Source organism: Nostoc sp. (assembly GCF_036919615.1).
In the GTDB taxonomy this organism is placed as follows: Bacteria; Cyanobacteriota; Cyanobacteriia; order Cyanobacteriales; family Nostocaceae; genus Nostoc.
On sequence record NZ_JBALCN010000097.1, the window covers coordinates 87,956 to 107,729 of the forward strand.

At 42.9% G+C, this 19,774-nt stretch carries 17 protein-coding genes and 1 riboswitch; of the genes, 11 read left to right on the forward strand and 6 right to left on the reverse strand.

The features are described 5' to 3' along the window. Nucleotides 1-145: 145 nt before the first annotated feature. From V7K48_RS28875 to V7K48_RS28885, 3 genes are all read right to left on the reverse strand, one after another. A complete protein-coding gene (locus V7K48_RS28875) occupies nucleotides 146-1,864 on the reverse strand; it encodes a PRC-barrel domain-containing protein (RefSeq protein ID WP_335077774.1) in 1,719 nt (572 codons plus the stop codon). 32 nt (nucleotides 1,865-1,896) lie between these two features. Further along, on the reverse strand, nucleotides 1,897-2,082 hold the full coding sequence (locus V7K48_RS28880) for a hypothetical protein (protein ID WP_335077776.1): 186 nt from the start codon (nucleotides 2,080-2,082) through the stop codon (nucleotides 1,897-1,899). A 502-nt stretch (nucleotides 2,083-2,584) separates the two neighbouring features. Further along, the gene (locus V7K48_RS28885) at nucleotides 2,585-3,034 is read right to left on the reverse strand and encodes a CAAD domain-containing protein (protein WP_335077778.1); all 450 of its coding nucleotides are present in this window, start codon (nucleotides 3,032-3,034) and stop codon (nucleotides 2,585-2,587) included. Nucleotides 3,035-4,011: 977 nt separating this feature from the next. Here V7K48_RS28885 and V7K48_RS28890 point away from each other — a divergent pair. The 5 genes from V7K48_RS28890 to V7K48_RS28910 all read left to right on the forward strand — a co-directional run bounded on the left by V7K48_RS28890 (nucleotide 4,012) and on the right by V7K48_RS28910 (nucleotide 10,315). After that, nucleotides 4,012-4,899 (forward strand): DUF2382 domain-containing protein, encoded by an 888-nt coding sequence (locus V7K48_RS28890; protein WP_335077781.1) that lies wholly within the window; start codon nucleotides 4,012-4,014, stop codon nucleotides 4,897-4,899. Between the two features lie 536 nt (nucleotides 4,900-5,435). Beyond that, nucleotides 5,436-5,645, forward strand: coding sequence for an acetyltransferase (locus V7K48_RS28895; protein ID WP_335077783.1), 210 nt, complete (start codon nucleotides 5,436-5,438; stop codon nucleotides 5,643-5,645). A gap of 273 nt (nucleotides 5,646-5,918) precedes the next feature. After that, nucleotides 5,919-6,356, forward strand: coding sequence for a hypothetical protein (locus V7K48_RS28900; RefSeq protein WP_335077785.1), 438 nt, complete (start codon nucleotides 5,919-5,921; stop codon nucleotides 6,354-6,356). A gap of 64 nt (nucleotides 6,357-6,420) precedes the next feature. After that, nucleotides 6,421-6,942: a hypothetical protein gene (locus V7K48_RS28905; RefSeq protein WP_335077787.1), complete on the forward strand. Its 522-nt coding sequence runs from the start codon at nucleotides 6,421-6,423 to the stop codon at nucleotides 6,940-6,942. A 214-nt stretch (nucleotides 6,943-7,156) separates the two neighbouring features. Further along, nucleotides 7,157-10,315, forward strand: a complete 3,159-nt coding sequence (locus V7K48_RS28910) for an MFS transporter (RefSeq protein WP_335077789.1) — start codon at nucleotides 7,157-7,159, stop codon at nucleotides 10,313-10,315. 299 nt (nucleotides 10,316-10,614) lie between these two features. On the opposite strand, the gene V7K48_RS28915 is transcribed toward V7K48_RS28910, so the two are convergent. Then, complete coding sequence (locus tag V7K48_RS28915; RefSeq protein ID WP_335077791.1) at nucleotides 10,615-11,271, reverse strand: hypothetical protein; 657 nt, start codon at nucleotides 11,269-11,271, stop codon at nucleotides 10,615-10,617. Nucleotides 11,272-12,497: 1,226 nt separating this feature from the next. Here V7K48_RS28915 and aqpZ point away from each other — a divergent pair. The 4 genes from aqpZ (at nucleotide 12,498) to V7K48_RS28935 (ending at nucleotide 16,496) form a co-directional block, all read left to right on the forward strand. Further along, nucleotides 12,498-13,196, forward strand: a complete 699-nt coding sequence (gene aqpZ, locus V7K48_RS28920; protein ID WP_335077793.1) for an aquaporin Z — start codon at nucleotides 12,498-12,500, stop codon at nucleotides 13,194-13,196. Between the two features lie 96 nt (nucleotides 13,197-13,292). Further along, nucleotides 13,293-13,376, forward strand: a riboswitch (adenosylcobalamin-variant (AdoCbl-variant) riboswitch). A 1-nt stretch (nucleotide 13,377) separates the two neighbouring features. Further along, entirely contained in the window at nucleotides 13,378-14,985 is a 1,608-nt protein-coding gene (gene cobG, locus V7K48_RS28925) for a precorrin-3B synthase (protein WP_442949486.1), read from the forward strand. A 177-nt stretch (nucleotides 14,986-15,162) separates the two neighbouring features. After that, complete coding sequence (locus tag V7K48_RS28930; RefSeq protein ID WP_335077797.1) at nucleotides 15,163-15,789, forward strand: precorrin-8X methylmutase; 627 nt, start codon at nucleotides 15,163-15,165, stop codon at nucleotides 15,787-15,789. A gap of 2 nt (nucleotides 15,790-15,791) precedes the next feature. Beyond that, entirely contained in the window at nucleotides 15,792-16,496 is a 705-nt protein-coding gene (locus V7K48_RS28935) for a precorrin-2 C(20)-methyltransferase (RefSeq protein WP_335077799.1), read from the forward strand. Between the two features lie 393 nt (nucleotides 16,497-16,889). Here the strand turns inward: V7K48_RS28935 and V7K48_RS28940 are convergent, their stop codons facing one another. Next, nucleotides 16,890-17,258, reverse strand: a complete 369-nt coding sequence (locus V7K48_RS28940; protein ID WP_335077801.1) for a beta/gamma crystallin-related protein — start codon at nucleotides 17,256-17,258, stop codon at nucleotides 16,890-16,892. Nucleotides 17,259-17,703: 445 nt separating this feature from the next. Here V7K48_RS28940 and V7K48_RS28945 point away from each other — a divergent pair, with 445 nt between their 5' ends. Continuing rightward, nucleotides 17,704-18,012: a M10 family metallopeptidase C-terminal domain-containing protein gene (locus V7K48_RS28945; RefSeq protein WP_335077803.1), complete on the forward strand. Its 309-nt coding sequence runs from the start codon at nucleotides 17,704-17,706 to the stop codon at nucleotides 18,010-18,012. A gap of 142 nt (nucleotides 18,013-18,154) precedes the next feature. Here the strand turns inward: V7K48_RS28945 and V7K48_RS28950 are convergent, their stop codons facing one another. Then, nucleotides 18,155-19,105 (reverse strand): SDR family oxidoreductase, encoded by a 951-nt coding sequence (locus V7K48_RS28950; protein ID WP_335077805.1) that lies wholly within the window; start codon nucleotides 19,103-19,105, stop codon nucleotides 18,155-18,157. Between the two features lie 67 nt (nucleotides 19,106-19,172). Here V7K48_RS28950 and V7K48_RS28955 point away from each other — a divergent pair, with 67 nt between their 5' ends. Continuing rightward, nucleotides 19,173-19,751: a TetR family transcriptional regulator gene (locus V7K48_RS28955; protein WP_335077808.1), complete on the forward strand. Its 579-nt coding sequence runs from the start codon at nucleotides 19,173-19,175 to the stop codon at nucleotides 19,749-19,751. Nucleotides 19,752-19,774: the final 23 nt, after the last annotated feature.

Sequence of the window (19,774 nt, forward strand, 5' to 3'; positions counted from 1 at the left end):
TGCCCACTCCACAAGAGTTTGATTTAATTCAATTATGCAATTTAGATGTTTTTTGACTTAGTAACTAGGTTGGCTGGAATTAAAAATGCACAAATTCCAATGCAATAAGTGCTTGAAAATTCAGTTAAGGTGCTAAAGTCAAGCATTAATTTACTAAGATTGATTTGGATTCAAGTTGCGATCGCCCATTATCCTGATGCGCCAGAGCCGCCATTCCATGTTCTTGGGCACGTAGCTCTTGATCAGATATTTCTGGCTCCTTAATATAAACCGAACTCAATAAGATATTCAGGACTCCACTTTCCTCAGCGTGACGCACAGCACAATGTGTAATCAATTCACCCACATTCAGAATCACGTTGTCTTCTGGATCAAGAATGACACGGGTGACTGGACGACCCAGTGCAAGTTCAATTCGTTGCTTCCTCATCGCCCGTGTGCTGCGTCTTTGTAGCATTTCTGCTTTCTGTTTCAAGGCTTGCCACAAAGTGTTGAGGTTCTCTTGGGCGACACTTGCCCCCTGGCGCAGTTGAACTTTGCTTTCTAACCACGTGTCACTTGTGGTAGAACGAACTGCGGTTGCCAGAGCCAGACCAGCAGCATTGAGTAATTCTGCTTGTTTGCCGTAATTCTGGGCACGAGCAAGGATAGATTCAGTTACAATCTGCCCAGATGCCGCAATAATTAAGCCATCGTCAGCACGCACTGTTTGCAGGACTCTGCGCCCTCTTACCTGCTGCATCGCCTGTGCTGCCAGCCCATTAACGGAGTGACGTAGGTTAGCAGCACTGCTCATTGTTGCGCTCCCAATTCGATTGCTAGTAGATTCTGTTGCTGCTTTCAAATTGCGGCTGATGTTTGCAGTCAGACTGCCACCCGTGACTCGATAGAGTTCATCGAGGATACCTATGCGCTCGGCCGCTTCTGCATCGACTAGCGTGACTGATTGCCCCTGTAGTAGGAGTACACTACCGTCTGGAGTTAGCACATCTCGCTCAACATGCTTGCCAATCACATATACTTTTTGCTCGGCAGGGTCAACCAAATTGTTTGTCAGGGAGGCGGCTGCATCTCGATTCAGGTCTTGCAGTTTGCTGCTAGTAGCATCAGTTGCGGCTTGTAGTTGCTCACCTGCATTCTGGCTGGCTGACTGTAGCCTGCGGTTTACGTTCTCTACTGAGCTTTGTAGTTGCTCACCTGCATTCTGGCTGGCTGACTGTAGCCTGCGGTTTACGTTCTCTACTGAGCTTTGTAGTTGCTCACCTGCATTCTGGCTAGCTGACTGTAACCTGCGGTTAGCCGTTTGAGCCGATTCTTGCAACCTGTCTTCAGTTGCTTGGACGGCTCCCCGGATACCACCAACCTGTTCTTCCATCATTTGAGCAGTTTCTGGAGGCACAAAAGCAACATCATCACCAATTGTCAGTGCTTCGGGAGCAGGAACGAACGATCGCCCGGAGTAAGCATCGGCAAATATACCGCCAGAAACTTCGTATCCTTCTACTAGGCCACTATGCTCATCGAAGAACAAATCTACCAGTCCACCAAGGTAAAGTCCCTCAGTGGTTAGAATTCTCGTTCCTCTTAGTACGATATTCTGGTGCAGAATCTCTTTAATTGCAGGCACACGATGTGCTTTAACAACAGATTCTTTCGATTTTACTATGATCGCATCTGACCCGATCGCTTGCACCTCTTGTAGGGGAATTACTTTTGTATCCCGAAATAGTCCCTTCTCTTCAACCAGGAAACCCAAAAGTTGATTGCGTTTGTGATCAAAAATTAAATCTAGAATTCGCTGAATTTTCTGACCCTTGTCAGAGGTGACGACTACTTTATCGATCACATCACTACCTTTACGCATTTATCTATCCCTCGCAGTTATTATTGATTGGGTTATTTAGTGACTTGTTCGTTGTTTGGCTGAATTTTTAGCTGAAAATATCGTCCCTCTCTACCAAATCCGGGAACGATATCAATAACGCCAAAGTATTCCATGAATACCCCAAAAATGGCGACAAGGATGATGAGAACGGTGATGTTTGCTCCAGTATTAGAGCGCTGTCCTACGAGTCTAGGCATTTTTTTCCTGTTATTTATTGTTGTTTTTTATCGTCAAGCTTGCTATAAAAATCAGATAAGGTTATTTACATCATTATTAATTGGACTTATACCCCTCTTCTGTCACTTTCCGGGAGGGCGATCGCTAGAAGCCTCATGAGGCAATTAATACAAGCTATACTATTAGAAAAAATTGGTCTTGTATTTATTATTAGAAAAGAATCGCGCAATTGCTTGCTATACAAAAGCTCTAGAATTCAGAAAAGGCAAATATTTTCGGAGAGTGACAGAAGAGGGATACAGTGTGTTTCAGGTAAATGAAGTACACAGGTAGGGGCACAACATGTTGTGCCCCTACGATTACCTGTACCTTACCTTGGTGTAGCCTCTCGTAGAGAAGTTGCAATCTGCTATATCTGTACAATGATCAAGTAAAAAGCCGAGTTTTACTTGATTACAAGTATTTTAATACACATATATAGCGAAAAAAACTTTTTCATTCGCCACTATCCTGTAGTTAGCTCTAATTCTGGGATTCTTGCCTGCCTAAAATCTGTTTTTGAAGCAAACGAATTTCTGCTGCTAATTCTTGTCGAGTAGAATCTTTGAGCAAATAGCGGAAAGTAAACCAAACTGTGTAACCTAATCCAATGAACTGTAGAATTGGGGAAACTAATGGAATACCATTTATTGCGTTCAGTACTGCTAGAAATACTCTCAGTGCTGTAACCGTTATCACAAGTAAAGCAAAGCTGATAATTGGTAGTTTGTATTCTTGGTAGAACCTACCTATGTACTCAGGTAGTTGTGCCAAAAATGTAGAAATCTGTCTACCAATTCTTTGCCATTGTTCTTCAGTTTCTGAGGCAGGCGGTAACATCGGCAAGTTTGTAGCCTCTGAACCTTTAAGTGCTTTTATCCGGTTTTCAGAGGCAGCATCGACGTATTGCTGTTGCTCTAATTCAGTTTCCATAATTCTCTCCTAATTTTTTGCAATGAGAACAGTTTTAAAGTTCAGACTTTGTTGCTATCAACTGTGGCAACAGTTGCTTTAACAACTACATTTTTAATGCCTTTTATTTCCTTAACTATGAACTTTTGACTCTACACAGTAAGTTAAACGGTTTCATAGCGGCAGTCAAGAACAAACAGCAGGGTCTTCACTGTTGTTATCAAAGCTCACTGTTCGACGAACTCCTCAGTTGTCACCTGCGGAGGCATCATCAATAATGAAATCCTCAATTCCTCGCTGTTTGAGAATCGCTTCCGCACGCTTATCCCCCGTAGTATTAGTTTTAATTACTACTAAGTAATCGGCTCAATTGAAGCGAACGCTTAATTTATTAGGGCTTTAATAATATTAATGCATTTTTATATTAGTTTATCATCAATCTCTCGGAGTAAGTTTTTCTCTCTAGAGAGAGATCAGAGTTTCAACTCTAACAATAAGCGCTAAAAAAATATCAGGATATTTGATTGAAATGTAAGGTTTTAAGAAATTTAACTAGCTTAAAGTTCTGAATATATATGAATTTAAGTGAGTTTTAACCTGACATTTTTAGCTAGAAACTAGTCACAAAAATATTAATAATACAGCTGTTCTGGTTTATGAATACTGCCTTCTAGAGTTTACTGTCGCGACAGTCGTGAGCAAGGTTTAAACCCCTACTTTGTTAAGTTGCTTATTTTCATCTGGGGTTAAATATCCGGCTGAAAAGCCCTGCCAGACTGCCTTCAGGAAAAAATTGGTTATAATTGATTTCATCATCAGAGTCACAAAAATCAATATCTTGAAATAAGACTTCTTTCTGATGCAAGTAAAACTAGATTGAATTACTACTTTTTGTAAAAGTTCAACATGATTTAACTCAATCTTTGGAAAGAAGATTTATCTAAATTAAATGTGCTAAATTCTAAAAAAGAAACAGTACATTTTTAAGGAATAGAATAATGCCACTGCAAAAAATAAGTGAATTTGATACAGACTACCGGGATGCTATTCAAGGTAACGATATCAAAGGAATGGATGTGTATGTTCAGGGAACTAATGAGAAAATTGGCACGGTAAGTGATGCTGTAATAGACGAACAAGGAGCGTTCCGCTATTTAATTGTTGACTTAGGCCTTTGGATTTTTGGCAAGAAAGTATTACTACCAGTAGGGAAATCGCGTATTGACTCTAGAGCAAACCGTGTATATGCCGTTGGAATCACAAAAGACCAAGCGGACAAGTTGCCTGAATATCAAGAACACACAGCGCTTGATTACGACTATGAAGAACGAGTGCGTGGAGGATATCGTACACCGTCTGCAGGAAGTTCAGCTGCGGTAGCATCGACAGATGGTCGTACTGCTCCCACTTATGATCGTAACAACTACACATATGCAAACGACGCGGATCTATATGATGTCAATGCTCATGAAGACCAAACCTTCAAACTCTACGAAGAAAGGCTGGTTGCCAACAAACAGCGCCGTAAAACTGGAGAAGTGACAATTGGCAAGCACGTTGAAACAGATACTGTAAGAGTTTCTGTTCCAGTGGAAAAAGAGCGAGTCGTGATTGAGCGAGTTACTCCTCAAGATGCAGGCAAAGTTGTGTCTGCTGAAACAGCTAACTTCCGCGAGGGCGAAGTAGCTCGGATGGAAATTTATCAAGAAGTTGCTGATGTCCAAAAAGAAGCTTTTTTACGGGAAGAAGTCAGAGTGCAGAAAGTTGTAGACAAAGAAACTGTTGAAGTTGAAGATACCATTCGACGTGAAGAGTTAGATGTTGATGCTGAGGGTCGTACTATTGAGGAAAGAACTGGTAACAAGTTGCCCAAGGACCGTATTTAAGAAGACTGCTTTTAGCCTTCATCGCTTGTCAGACAGCACAGAGATTCCAGGTTTAGTCTGGAATCTCTCCAACGAAGAGGCTCTTGAATGGGGGCTTAAAGCTTGGGGAAATGACTCCTGACTCATGCTGTGAAGCTGCATCGGAACATGGATCTAAGTCCCCCACTTCACGTCGCGTGGTTTTCGTGGCTGTGGGGTCGAATCCCCACCTGAATTGTCTCCCTTGCTTATTGCTCCCTGCTCCCTTGCCTCTTCTTCAAGGGTTTTCGACATTTTTGTGATCGAGCAAATGTATTGCTTTTTGTATGTGATCGCAAAAGTTGTAGAGATCCCCAATTAGATTTAATTTCCGATTTAGCCATAGGAAAGACTTCTTCAAAGCAGAAAGCCTCAAATCTGCGTTGGCTAAACTTGTCGGCACTTTCTTTCTGACGCTTGCTGCACTCTTGAGTGGTACACCTTATGCTGTTGGGCTGAAACTATTAAAAAGAATGCATCAGTAAGTTAAACCTCAAACCTCAAACTTAAGTTTTGCTATGTTACTACAAGAAAAAGAGAATGGCAATTTAGTAGAAATCCTCGACATTGAGGCACTGTTTAGCCCAAAAGAAACTACTGTTAAAGGTCAATATCAGGTGGGAGAAGAAGAACAAGACCCAGAATCTTTTGAGAAAGGCAAATTAAATTTTCCTTCTGGTGAGAGCTTGCCACAATGTTGGATAGATACAAATTACAAAAGTGCTTGAACATCTACTTAAAATTCATGCCATGTATGTTGCATCTTAGGCTAGAGCTTATTCAAGCAATTACTCAAACCTCTATAACAGTTCTAAATGATTTATGAACTTTTCTGTTTATCCTCTTGGTGCTCTTCTCTAACGAGACGCTCTACGTTTACGTAGATAAGACAGTAGCTTACGGCAAGCCGCTGCGCGTCTACGAGAATTTTCATAACTCAAATAGGATTGCTATAGCCTGGGATTGTGAAACTTCCAACTTAATTTTTTTAGGAGACAAGTGTGAATATGATTCAACAGTTTCGCCAAATTTTAACGGCTTTAGTCTTGGCTTTAATCTTGACCACAACTCTTGCTTGTAACGCAGTCGTTCAAGCTAAACAACCTGCTCAATTACCACCCGGAATCAGTCGTAGTGGTGACTATGCCTTGTTAGAGCGTGGTAACAGCATCCAAGGTCAGGATTTTGGTAACTGGGTTATCGGTACAGCAAAGGGAATTGTCCAAGATGCTTATGTCCGTGACAACAACAAGTTAGGTGTGGTGATTACGCCTCAAGTTCGTCCGACGGAAGTACGACCATTAGCAAAATCCTTACTCCAAGGTTTTCACAAGAATTTCCCTAATCAAGACTTAACAGTTTTGATGTACGCACCAGACAAAAAACTGATTTTGACAGGTCTGTATGATGTGCAATCATCTCAAATTGAGTATAAATAATTAACTCAATTTTCGTCAAAAAGCTGATTTTCGTTGATTTGAACTAAAAAAGGAGAAAATTAAAATGAGTAGCAGCGACAAATATAAACGCGAAATCATGAACGACTTGGCGCATGGGAATACAAAATCTTTAGATGATGTTTCATCTGACCCAAGTAAGGAATACCAAAATTTTGACGATTTTGCTCAACGCTCATCTCACGAAGAACGTCGTCAATTATTTGGTCGGTCTTTCAACCATGACAGCATTCCTCCTACCCAGATGGAGCCAGAATTGCAGAAGGCGATCGCTCAGATTAAACCTAACGAGCGGGATGATGTCGCCGGATCATTTTTCAAGCACTTAAAGCAAAGAGGTCTAGATGAGCGCCATCTAGAGAAAGACTTGGGACTTTCTTCCCATAATCCTAAGCACATAAATACAGATGACCTGAGCAAACTGGCATCTTTCACTTATCACAATCATCCTGATATCTTCCGAGAAGTGATGGCTGAACAACCAGCGTTGATTAAGTTTCTCAGTAATCCAGTTGTCGGAGCAGCTTTAGGAGCGATCGCAGCTAAATGGTTTGGTGGTCGGAAATAAGCGATCGTCTTAGGTAAATATATCCACAGATGGATGCTTAAAAAATTAAGGACAATCCCCAAAAAGTCATGCTTGCTTTGGGGAATTGTCTTGCTCAAGCTCTTTGTATTCCAGTTTTGAGAGAAACTTAACACTAATTTGAGTGACTTTTATTTAGGAATACAAGAGCTTGTTAGCAAAGATTGTAAACAAACCTCTAAGTGAGAAAAATCTGATGTTTCATAGTATGATTACTGGATTGAAATTGGAGAATTTCCCAGGAATAGCACAAATTCCGGTAGGAAGTGAAGTTTTAACACCAGAAACAGCATCACTTGTTTTTTCTGGTCCAAAATTTTTGGTAGCATTACTTGCTGGTGTATTGATGGCATTTGCCTTTCAATTACTATTAACAAACTTCTCAATAGCTGTAGGAATTTCAGCTCTAGGCGGTAGCTCAAGTTCTGATGAATCTGAAAGCTTGGGTGGTACAATTCGCAAAGTTGAAACAGCTGCCGGTCTGTGGGCACTTGTTACCGTAACTATTGCATTATTCAGTGCTAGTTTCTTAGCAGTAAAACTCAGCTTAATTGAAAGTGCGCTTTTAGGAGCAATTATTGGTGTAGTTATCTGGTCTGCCTATTTCTCACTGATCGTTTGGGTAGGTTCCAGTGCAGTCGGCTCCTTAATTGGTTCTGTTGTTAACACTGTTACTAGCGGTTTGCAAGGAATTACAGGTGTAGCAACTACAGCTTTGGGTGCTAATGCTGCTAAAAATCAAATGGTTTCTACAGCTGAAGAAATTACCGCCGCCGTCCGTCAGGAACTCACATCTGGTTTTGACCCAGATAGTATCAAAAATACATTACAAAGTTCTTTAGCTTCTGTAAAGTTACCGCAACTTGATACTAAACAAATTCGCTCTCAATTTGATCAACTGCTGAAAGAGGGAGACTTACAATCGATTGCTGATAGTGATTTACTAAAAAATGTTAATCGCCAGACTTTTATCGATTTAATTAGCTCTCGGACAGATTTATCAAAATCAGATATCAATGGAATTGCAGACCAATTGCAAGGTGCTTGGAACCAAGTAACTCAAGGGCAAAATCCCACTGACCAAATAATTAATTTACTCCAACAAGCCACTCCCGAAGAACTACAACCGGAGCAATTAGGTGAGAAACTTCAGCAATTAACGACAGTTGTTGGTGTCAATGGTCAGCTAGGTAATGGAATAATTAAGCAAGCTATTAAAGTTGGCTTAGGTGCGGCTTTACCAGGAGTGTTGAAAGGGGTAGACTTTTCCCAAATAGATGTAGAAAAAGTTACTAAACAGCTACAACAATTGTCTGGAAAAGTTCAGCAAGTTGATATCGAGAAAATTACACAGCAGTTGCAACAATTTAAAGACCAAGCAACCCAGCAAGCTAATAAGCTTGGTAGTTCTGTAGGTCAAAAATTGCCTGAACTTCCGAATAATACTGTCAAGGCAGATATAGAAGAATACATCTTGAATTCTTTTCCTTGGCACTTTAACCGGATTACAATTCAAGATGAATTTAAAGAAGTTATCTATGATCCGAATGCTAACCCAGGAACTGTAAGACGGCAATTGGAGGAATTAAACTTAGAATATTTCACCAACTTACTCAAGCAACGGGAAGACATCAGCGAAGCCAGAGTCAAAGAGATTTCCGAGCAGATGGAAAGCGTTCGCACGGAAGTTTTAGAAACTGTCAAGCAGGCAGATACAACAGAAAAATCGCAAAATTTTCGTACCCGTCTAGAAGATTACCTGCGTTCAACTGGGAAGGACGAACTCAACCCTGAAGGTATTGAGCGAGACTTGACAAAGTTGCTGGAAGATCCAGAAGCAGGCATTGAAGATTTAACTCAGAGATTTTCGGAAATTGACCGCGATACTTTAGTTAAGCTACTGGCTAACCGCGAAGATATATCAGAAGAGGAAGCTAACAATATTGTTGGTCAATTTGAGCGTACACGCGATAATGTCTTAGGTCGAGCAAAAGAACTGCAAGACCAAGCTAAAGCTAAAGCTGATGAAGTGCGGCAAAGTGTAGAAGAATATCTGCGAAATACCAACAAAGAAGAACTCAATCCTGAAGGTATCAAGCGCGATTTTGGCACTTTGTTAGAAGACCCACAAGCAGGACTTTCCGCTTTAAGAGGAAGATTATCAGAATTTGACCGCGATACTTTGGTTAAATTGCTAAGTCAGCGGCAAGATTTGAGCGAGGAGCAGGTAAACCAAACGATTGACCAGTTGCTCACAGTAAGAGATAGCGTTTTGCAAGCTCCGCAAAAAGCAGCCGAGACAGCGAAACAGCAGTACGAGAAAACCACAAGTGCGATTAGTGAATATCTCCGCAATACCGATCTGGAAGAACTCAACCCAGAAGGTATTCAACAAGACTTGCAAAAATTACTGGCTGACCCTAAAGAAGGTGCTGATGCACTCAGAGAGAGGCTTTCACAAGTAGATCGCGAAACTTTAGTTAAGCTGCTGACGCAACGGGGAGACTTGAGCGAGGAGCAAGTAAACCGTACTATCGACTCAACACAACAAGCCATTAATAACATTGTCAAAGCACCGCAACGCTTGGCAAACCGTGCTACTCAAAAAGCGCAGGAGTTTGAAGCTAATCTGGAAAACTATCTGCGTAATACCAATAAAGAAGAACTCAACCCTGATAGTATCAAACGTGATTTGCAATTGTTGCTATCTTCTCCTAGTGCTGGTGTGTCTTCTTTAGGTGAGCGTGTTTCCAAATTCGACCGTTCTACAATCGTGGCTTTGCTGTCCCAACGTGAGGATATCTCAGAAGAAGAAGCTAACCGGATTGTGGATCAAATCGATTCTGTGCGTAACTCGATTGTGGAACAATATCAGCAGATTCAGCAAAAAGTGCAATCGGTGCTTGATGGTGTTTTTGGGAAGATTCGCAACTCTCTCAACTCACTCGATCGTCCTGAACTCAATTATGAAGGCATCCAGCAAGATTTTGCTCAATTGTTTGATGACCCGCAATCTGGATTTGAGGCTTTGCGCGATCGCCTTGGTCAATTTGACCGTGATACTCTAGTTGCTGTCCTCAGTTCGCGTGAGGATATTTCCGAAGCGCAAGCTAACAAGATTATCGACCAAATTGAAGCTACACGGGATAGCGTACTGCATCGAGCCGAACGCATCCAGAAAGAAACTCAAAAACGCCTGACAGCAATTAAAGAGCAGGCACAAAAGCAAGCTGTTGAAACTAAAAAAACTGTTGCAGGTGCTGCTTGGTGGTTATTTAACACAGCTTTTGTTTCTTTGACGGCTTCAGCAATAGCCGGAGCCTTGGCTGTATCAGGTTTTAGCTTATTTGGTTAAAGGTTTTACAAGTTTATAGTTAAGCCTCTCTTTTGAGAGGCTTAACTATATTCTCCAGTTACTCAGCAATGAAAACTCTCAGAAACTATAGCAGTCCTAAATGATCTGTGATCAGGAATTAAGGCTGGAATGTTTGTAAAATCAAGATTTTTGTCTCAATAATTTTCTGCACGCTTGATTCCTGATTGCTATATGAATAGAAAGGAATGCTCACAAGTCTCGACGATAGTCACGTACTAATTAGATAGCAGCAAATATTTTTCAGACTCCTGAAGATTGGCTACCCAATTCTTAGGCAGTTAGCTTACTCTTTCACTTCTGTACACTTCGTTCCTCTGTACGCGGGGGCTACGAGCTCCAGCAGCAGCTCCAATCATTGAGGCGACTAAACCTAATAAGGAACCGAATACAAACGACCACAATCCTTGACGTACATTTGATGCAATATCACGAGTTTCTTGGGCAGATACATTCGGTGCGTTTTGCGGTATATTCAGACCACCTGACTGTTGCACCTGGTTAATAACTTGCCCAGCATTTGAAGCAGCAATCCCAAAAGCACCTGATACACCACTTGCTAAAAGCCAAGAGCTTAAAGCCAAAGTTGTCGCCCAAAGAATTGCACCGTTGAGAAGAGCTGTGTTGCGGTTCATTGGACCACAAGCACGGGCTGTTACCCAGCCCCCAGTCAATAGAGAAATCAATAAACCAATAATTGACCAAATTCCTACATGACCAGCAACATCAGATGCAATTGTTCTAGGTCTACCTGATTCTGCTACAGAACCTGCACCAATTGCACCAAACAAAGCGCTCAAAACTAACTGAGTTGCTACAGCAACTAATAGTCCAGATATTATGGGACCCCAACGAACACGGTCATGATAATCGACTAATTGATTAGTAACAACTGGTTCACTAACGATATTATCTCCAGTTCGATCTACGTATGACATAGCCTATCCCTCCTTTACTTGTTTGCTTGTTTTTAAAGTTTCTTTATTGACCATTTTTCAGTGAAGTCAACCAATTAATTATTTCTGATTTAATTTTCACTGTTACTTGTAATCATGATCAGAAGCTTTACTCTTTATTATATATCTTTCAAGATTGAATCAATCATTAAAGTTTTGAGTTTTTCTTTAGCTTTTGGGTAAAGTTTGGATTATCTCCAATTTTATATTCATAAACTTTCTGTAATTTAGCTTGTAATTATTCCAAAGAAGTGAATCTGCTGATTGAAATTAATAATTATTTTTGGAGGTGATAAACTAGATTTAATTATAAATTTTCCTCTTGATGTTTAGTAGGTCATAAATTGCAAATTTGTAATCCACTAAGCAGCAAATATTAGGTAAGCCACCCCCTGATTGACTAGATTACGGGGTTGGATTTTTGGAACAGGGATAGGATCATATTTATGGGTGCTGGAGCAACGTTTGGATTTTTGATTTTAGGGATTCCCTCAGCCCTGCCATTTAGAATTATTGCACTTTGGTTTACAGCTATTTTCAGTTAATTGAATCACAGATTTTTGTGGGACACGGCATTGCTATATCCCTAGTCTGTGGTTTATTTTAAAAACGCTGTCAGTTATTTTTTCTCAACTATCAGATTTTCTGTGTTAATTTTTAATGATTTTTAGGAGTATAATCTGGAAAGTTAGCTGATTTTGATTACCAAGTTTTAGCTATTCAAGCATGGTGGACTAGCAGGTGGTATAACTGCGGCTGCTTTTGTTTTATCTAGCCCTGGTGGAGAAGTTGCTCTCAAAAAAGGTACAAATATTAAACTTAAACTTAATTCTCCTATTGGTAATACTCAATAAACCATGTATCCTGGTTATGAGGAGATTGAAGTGTTGGGCAAGAAATTATTACCGAAATTTCATTAAGTATTTGTGCTATTTTATCTTGCTGTTCAAAAATCAAAATTCATCAGAACTTACCAACTTATGCATCTGGAGCAGTGCAGATAAATGTTATGAGTCAGCCACCTAAAAAGTGCAAAAAAACCATCTTTTGCGGGACTAGCTTCGCTGACCGCAGCAGTATTTCTTTTAACATTGCTAACAGTCCGGCTGCTTAATTGCTGCGGCAGGGTGACCCAAATAGTGCGCCACCTTTGATTGACAATAGTCTTGGTAGAAATAGCGAATTACTAGCTAGTTATAGCATTTATCATGAATCGTTACTCATTAGCAAAACGATGTTTAGCAGAAGCTCTAGGTACAGCTTGGTTGATGATGATGGGCGTGGGTACTGCGGTTATCTCTGGTACAGTACCTTGGGTTGGAGTTACTGGGGTAGCGATCGCTTTTGGCTTAAGTTTGTTAACTGCTGCCTATAGTTTTGGTTCAATCAGTGGATGTCACATCAACCCCGCAGTCACAATTGGTTTTTGGGTAGCTAACAAGTTTTCTTCTAAAGAAATTTTGCCCTATATAGCAAGTCAGGTTCTCGGCGGAATTTGGGGGACTACTATCCTGTTTTTGATTTGTATAGGGAAGCCTGAGTTTACAACAGCCAACTTTGGTTCTAATGGGGTAGGAATTCACTCCCCTGGTAACTATAGCTGGTGGGCTTGTGCATTAGCTGAATTGATTGTTACCTGTGGCTTTGTGCTACTGATCTTGAGGGTAACATCTTCTCCCGCTTTCAAGCACTCTGCACCCATCCCCATCGGTTTAGGGCTGACCTTGGCGCATCTTATTCTCATTCCGGTGACAAATGCCAGCGTCAATCCGGTGCGATCGCTAGCCACAGCTATCTTTACTCGCGGTTGGGCATTGGCTGACCTTTGGATTTTCATCGTGTTCCCAATTTTCGGTGCAGTTTTGGCAGGTATGGTTGCCCGATGGCTGCGAGAACCAGATATCTAAGCTTAGTATTTTTAGGTGGGCACTGCGCTCAACATTTCTGTTCAAAATATGAAGCATTAAATTTTCTGACTACCTTCTCGTGCTAAATTACTAAAGCTTGGAGTTGGGAAACTCCGGTGAAATTCCGGGACTGTGCCGCAGCTGTGATGGGATTACCCAAGTCAGAATGCCAACTCTAAAGATGTCCTCAGGATACACTCACCGTCTACTCCCTGCGCTGCACAGGGAAGGAGTTCCAAGTTTGCTTTCAGGATTTGCCACTTGTCCTGGCTTGTTTTATGCTACACCCGCCGCAGATGGTATATTATCTCGCATTAGAATACCAGGTGGAATTATTAGTAGTCAGCAGTGCCGTGCGATCGCAGATATAGCAGAACAGCACGGTGGCGGCTATGTAGATGTGACTAATCGAGCTAACTTACAAGTCCGTGAAATCTACACGGGGATAAATGCTGAAGTTCTGAAGCACCTACAAGATATGGGGCTGGGTTCTCACAATCCTGTTGTAGACCACATCCGCAATATTATGACCAGCCCAACTGCTGGTATCGACCCACAGGAATTAATCAACACTCACCCTTTTGTCCAAGGTTGGGATGATTATATTGCTGCACATCCGGCGCTTTCGGGACTGTCGGCAAAATTTAGCGTTTGCTTTGATGGTGGTGGGATAATTCGGGTGGGCGATCGCTTGAATGATATCGCCTTTGTCGCTGTGTTAGTTGACAATAATATTTATTTTCGCCTCCATCTCAGTGTAGGCGCAAAGGGTCAACCACCTAGCGATATGGGAATTTTATTACCACCAGAGGAATGTTTGCCCGTCTTGGCAGCTTTGGCGGATGTATATCTAGTTCATAGTAATACTACGAGTAAGCGTCGGCTACGTTTCTTAGAGTTATTAAATACTTTGGGTTGTGAAAACTATCTCCAGGAAGTTGAGCAGCATCTACCTTTTTCTCTTTTATGTAGTGAAACAAAAGAAGACCTAACCCCCCAACTCCCTTCCTTAATAGGGAAAGAGGAGGAATTCTCCCCTTTCCTTGCAGGAGATGGGTTGGGGCAGCGGTCAGATGCTAAGTATCAGCATATTGGCGTCCATCGCCAACGTCAGCAGGGATTATTTTATATTGGTGTTGTCTTGCCCCTTGGGCGAGTGGAAAGTAAGCAAATACGGGGTTTGGCAGATTTAGCAACAAAATATGGTAGCGGCACTCTTAGGTTAACACCTTGGCAAAATCTGCTTCTAACAGATATTCCTCAGCAATGGGTTGCCGATGTCCAAAGTGAAATTTCTTTTTTAGGATTAGATTCCTCAACAACCAACATCAAGGGTGCATTAGTTGCTTGTTCTGGCAAAAAGGGTTGCGCCGCTTCTGCTACGGATACCAAGAATCATGCCTTGGCATTAGCAAAGTATCTTGAAACTCGCGTTACTCTGGATTGCCCAGTTAATATCCACTTTAGTGGCTGCGAAAAATCTTGTGCCCAGCATAGCAAGAGTGATATTACTCTACTCGGTGTCAGCATTGAGGCTGAGAATGGAACTGTGGAGGCCTATCACGTTTATGTTGGTGACAGCAAGCATAAATTCGGACGAGAAATACATCAATATGTGACTTTTGCCGAACTACCTGTATTAATAGAGCGGATGCTATATGTATATAAAATTCAACGCCTAAATTCTAATGAGTCCTTTTGGAAATTTGCTAATCGATATCCTTTAGCACAATTACAGCAGTTATTTGATGAATATTTAGAAAATGGAACCACAAATGCATACAGATAAATACAGATATTGATTACTCCCTTCACAGTGCAAGATTACCCAATTCCTCTATTTCTCTTCCTCTGTGTTCTCTGCGCCTCTGCGGTTAATTAAATTAGGTATCCTTTTAATCAAAAGGGAATATCTATATTGACTAACAAATCAATCCAAAATCCAAAATTTAAAATTCAAAATTGAATGCCCGACTACATCCGAGATGCCAACGAAATTTACCGTAATTCCTTTGCAATCATCCGGTCAGAAGCAAACCTAGATGTGCTGCCACCAGATGTAGCAAAAGTTGCTGTACGTCTCATCCATGCCTGTGGGATGACGGATATTGTCACTGACTTGGGATATTCACCAACAGCAGTACAATCCGCAAGGGCAGCACTGGCAGCAGGAGCACCAATTCTGTGCGATTGCCGGATGGTTGCCGATGGCGTCACTAGGCGACGGTTGTCTGCAAATAATCAAGTTATCTGTACCCTCAATGAACCAAAAGTGCCAGAAATTGCCCAGTGTATGGGTACTACAAGGTCGGCAGCAGCTTTAGAATTATGGCGATCGCACCTGGAAGGCGCAGTGATCGCAATTGGCAATGCGCCTACAGCCCTGTTCCGACTGTTAGAAATGCTCGATGAAGGAGCTGACAAACCTGCTATTATCTTAGGCTTTCCAGTGGGGTTTGTCGGTGCAGCGGAATCAAAAGCCGCACTGGCCGCAGACAGCAGAAATGTACCATTTTTGACCTTACATGGTCGGCGCGGTGGGAGTGCGATCGCAGCAGCAGCAGTTAACGCCCTGGCAACGGAGGAAGAATGAATATGAAAACCAAAGGTCGTCTCTATGGAATTGGTGTCGGCCCAGGCGATCCAGAACTATTGACCCTGAAAGCGCTGCGGCTATTACGTGCGGCTCCCGTGGTTGCCTATCAATCAGCAACAGATAAAAAGAGTATCGCTAGAGCGATCGTGGCACAGTATCTTCCTGGTAATCAAATCGAGGTGCTATTTCACCTCCCCCGCGCTTTGGAGCCAGAAAAGGCAAAGTCTATTTATGACAAGGAAATTGAACCAATCGCCGACCATTTAGCAGCGGGTCGAGATGTCGTGGTGCTGTGCGAAGGTGATCCATTTTTCTATGGCTCGTTCATGTACCTATTCACACGGTTATCTGACCAATACGAAACAGAAGTTGTCCCTGGAGTTTCCTCACTGATGGCTTGTCCGGTAGCCTTGGGTGTACCTTTCACCTACTACACTGATATTCTCACCGTCTTACCTGCCCCCCTGCCAGCAGAAGAACTGACTACACATCTGCTGATGACCGATGCAGCGGCAATTATGAAGCTAGGTCGCCACTTTACGAAAGTACGGGATATCCTGCATAAATTAGGGTTAGCATCACGCGCAAGATATATTGAGCGGGCATCAACGTCACAGCAACGCATTGTACCCCTGGATGAAGTTGATCCAGATGAAGTACCTTATTTCTCAATGATTGTGATTCCTACCAAGAATCGACTATAGACGAATAGCAAGCTTGTAAAGCCAAAACAGTTGTGGTTTAAGCAGTTTGCAATTGTTTGGGTAATTCTTCCTGGGTTTTGTCATCAAAGGATTAGGATCTGACTTTTGCCGTTATCTTTTTAGAAAATGCGTAGACGCGGAGCGGTTGTTGTCAAACATCCCTCCTTTAAGCGCTGCCTTTGACACAATATAGACGATTAAGTAATATAAAGTTCGGATGATGAGTGCAAAAACTCATACTCCACCTGCGGCATCTCTGTTACAAGTTAGAGAGGGGATGAGGGAAGTTTTAACAGAGGACTGAGATGGTAAAAGGCCTCAGAAATGGATGAATATTCTGAGGCCTTTTACTATCTAAGCAAAATTCCTAGAACGGATGCACAGAAGTCAAATCTATGATACACGTCTGAGAGAACTAATCCAATCGTTTGGAATACCTTCATTCTCAACAAACGAATATCGTCCTGGTCCCAAAGTTCTAGCCGGACCCCTAAAGTTTATGTCTCTATAAAACCTCCATCTTTCATTTCCTGTAATAATAATAGATGAGGTTGTGTCGTTGAAATTGTTATCAACGAGGTTGGAATCACCATTAAAATACTTTATACCCCCCCCCTTAAAGTCAACATCCCGGTATATAGTTGCACTACCTCCACTACAAGTAGCAGCAACCTCATCGCTAAGTTCCGTCACTGCGCTGAGGCTCAATTCTGTTAAAGATTTATTGTTCATATCTACTCCGTAGTTGTTGATGTTAGACATTGTTTTCTCCTGAGTTTTAAATTGGGCTTTTAACTGAGAGGTTGTTTGAAAAGTGTTTGGCTGTAACCTTAGACACTTTTAGATCCTCCCTAACCGACGCTAGTCGCTCGACTTGGGGAGACCCCAGACGCTTGATGACTCGTTACCACTTCTCTACGAGACGCTACACGAACGCTATTGCCCTTGGCGTCTCTCCTTGGGATAAGATCGCCCTAGCTCCTGACTAATTATTAATTTATTTTTTTTGTAACATATCTATCAAAAGTATGAGAATTCTCTATTTAACGCTCTTTTATTACTCTAGGCAAAGAAAAATAAGACTTAATTTTTCAACTATATATAGGGCAAGAATTTAAACTTTGATTTTCTCACAGACTTGCTAAATCAATGTTTTGGATAAAAGTTTTATACTGTAAAGCTTATTAATTATTCTTTTGTAATAGTGATGAAATCAGGGCTAACCTTCTCGATTTTCAATGACATGATCACGGGTAACTCTATAGCCAATGTTCTTAATGGCGACGATGAAAATAATTTTTTGAATGGTGGTGCTGGTGCTGATACTTTAAATGGTGGCGTAGGCACAGATATATTTATCTTCCAGTTTGGACAATCATTAGTATCAGCAAGCGATCGCATTACTGACTTCACCATTGGCACAGATAAAATTGATTTATTGACTCAAGGCGGACTAGCCGCGAATGCACCTAGCAGTTTTTCCCGTGCCGCCGATATAGGCTTGAGCGAGGGTTAATATTTCGCATAGCGCAACATGGGGTGTAGCAAGGCTTGTAATGAGTTGCTAAGATTTTCCACCCATAGGGTGGTTATATATCCTAGTATCGGCACACATACCGTCTGCTTCCGACATGCTGCGCTTGTAACTGAAAAGGCAACTACGCAAAATAGTCCTGCCGATCAATATCGGAAATGAGATCCATTTCCCTTGGCTGCCAGCCGAGAGTTGACTTTGTCCGTTCGCTAGAAGCAGGTCCATTACCCGCCACCCATAACGCAACCCCCCCAAAATGCGCTTCCGCTTCTTGAGGTGTCAGCGACCGAATCGGCACGCCCACCTGCCGGCCTATGGCCTCGGCGATGAGCTTGAATGGAACGCCTGCATCAGCGACCGCGTGGAACGGACCGCCTTGGACACCGTGTTCGAGCGCCAGACAAAAGACGCGCGCTGCATCCAGCCTGTGCACTGAGGGCCATAGGTTCTGCCCGTCGCCAACATAGGCGGAAACAGACTTATTGCGAGCCAGTTTGGCCAACTGGGGGATGAAGCCGTGCTGCTCCCCGATGCCGTGAACCGAGCGCGGAAGTCGGACAACGGTTGCGCGCAGCCCACGGCAGGCAAGCGCGAAGGCCGTCTGCTCGGATGCGCGTGGGAACGCCGGGTTGATGGGCGGCGACGGCGAGTCCTCCCTAAAAGTCTCGCCCAGCGGCATCAAGCCAATGCCGCTTGTCACGATAATCGGCCGGTCCGACCCCGCGAACACCTCCCCAAAAGTTTCGATTGCTCGGCGGTCTTCTTCACTCAGCTCCACGATCTTCGACATATCGAGGCCAAAGGCGGTATGGATAATTCCGTCCGCGTCAGCAGCGCCCTCCTGAAGAATGTGAAGATCGCGCAGAGAGCCGATAAGCGGCTTGGCCCCTGCGGCAGAAAGCGCATCAGCTTTCTCTTTCGAGCGAACCAGCCCGGTCACGACATGGCCGGCATTAAGCAGCTCACGCGTGACAGCGGACCCTACCCAGCCGTTTGCCCCTGTTATAAATACACGCATATTATGTTTCCTTTTGTTATATTGAAGCGTTTCGGCCATCCGTGCGAGATTGAGCAATTGACATGATGTCAGTGACTGACATATATAATATACATGCGTTGTCAGTGACTGACAAGAGGTAATAATGAGTTTTGTGACACAGGGTCGGGATGATGTGCGGAGTCGTTTGCAGCAGGCGGCTTTGGAGTTGTACCGCGAGCGCGGTTATGATCAGACTACGACTGCCGAGATTGCCGCGTGCGCAGGCGTAACGGAGCGGACTTTCTTCCGGTATTTTCCGGACAAGCGAGAGGTATTGTTTGATGGTGAGGGCAGACTGCGTTCAGCCTTGACGCTTGCTGTCGCGCAAGTGCCCAATGGGCTAGCACCATTGGCTATCCTGTTTCAAGCGTTTCGATCAGTCGCGCCTGTGTTGGAGATGAACCGTTCCTTCGCAAAGCCAAGGCAGCAACTCATCGCCCGCACGCCAGCCCTCCGTGAGCGGGAATTAGCGAAAATCTCGGCACTTACGGAAGCGTTAGCGGAGGCATTGCGGGACCGAGGCGTTGACAATCAGTTGGCAAGCCTAGGCGCTCAAATTGGTATGGCTGCATTCGTCCACGCGGTGGCGTCCTGGTTGTCCGAACCGACAGCTGATCTTGGCGCCTGCCTTGATCGTGCTCTTCGTGAACTGGAAGCCTTGACAGCAGATGCCGTGCCTTGATGCTCCTGTGCTGCGTCCGCATG

Coding starts and splice junctions, on each gene's coding strand:
- V7K48_RS28875 (WP_335077774.1), bottom strand. CDS start 1,864: ATGCGTAAAGGTAGTGATGTGATCGATAAAGTAGTCGTCACCTCTGAC.
- V7K48_RS28880 (WP_335077776.1), bottom strand. CDS start 2,082: ATGCCTAGACTCGTAGGACAGCGCTCTAATACTGGAGCAAACATCACC.
- V7K48_RS28885 (WP_335077778.1), bottom strand. CDS start 3,034: ATGGAAACTGAATTAGAGCAACAGCAATACGTCGATGCTGCCTCTGAA.
- V7K48_RS28890 (WP_335077781.1), top strand. CDS start 4,012: ATGCCACTGCAAAAAATAAGTGAATTTGATACAGACTACCGGGATGCT.
- V7K48_RS28895 (WP_335077783.1), top strand. CDS start 5,436: ATGTTACTACAAGAAAAAGAGAATGGCAATTTAGTAGAAATCCTCGAC.
- V7K48_RS28905 (WP_335077787.1), top strand. CDS start 6,421: ATGAGTAGCAGCGACAAATATAAACGCGAAATCATGAACGACTTGGCG.
- V7K48_RS28910 (WP_335077789.1), top strand. CDS start 7,157: ATGTTTCATAGTATGATTACTGGATTGAAATTGGAGAATTTCCCAGGA.
- V7K48_RS28915 (WP_335077791.1), bottom strand. CDS start 11,271: ATGTCATACGTAGATCGAACTGGAGATAATATCGTTAGTGAACCAGTT.
- aqpZ (WP_335077793.1), top strand. CDS start 12,498: ATGAATCGTTACTCATTAGCAAAACGATGTTTAGCAGAAGCTCTAGGT.
- cobG (WP_442949486.1), top strand. CDS start 13,378: ATGTCCTCAGGATACACTCACCGTCTACTCCCTGCGCTGCACAGGGAA.
- V7K48_RS28930 (WP_335077797.1), top strand. CDS start 15,163: ATGCCCGACTACATCCGAGATGCCAACGAAATTTACCGTAATTCCTTT.
- V7K48_RS28935 (WP_335077799.1), top strand. CDS start 15,792: ATGAAAACCAAAGGTCGTCTCTATGGAATTGGTGTCGGCCCAGGCGAT.
- V7K48_RS28940 (WP_335077801.1), bottom strand. CDS start 17,258: ATGTCTAACATCAACAACTACGGAGTAGATATGAACAATAAATCTTTA.
- V7K48_RS28945 (WP_335077803.1), top strand. CDS start 17,704: ATGAAATCAGGGCTAACCTTCTCGATTTTCAATGACATGATCACGGGT.
- V7K48_RS28955 (WP_335077808.1), top strand. CDS start 19,173: ATGAGTTTTGTGACACAGGGTCGGGATGATGTGCGGAGTCGTTTGCAG.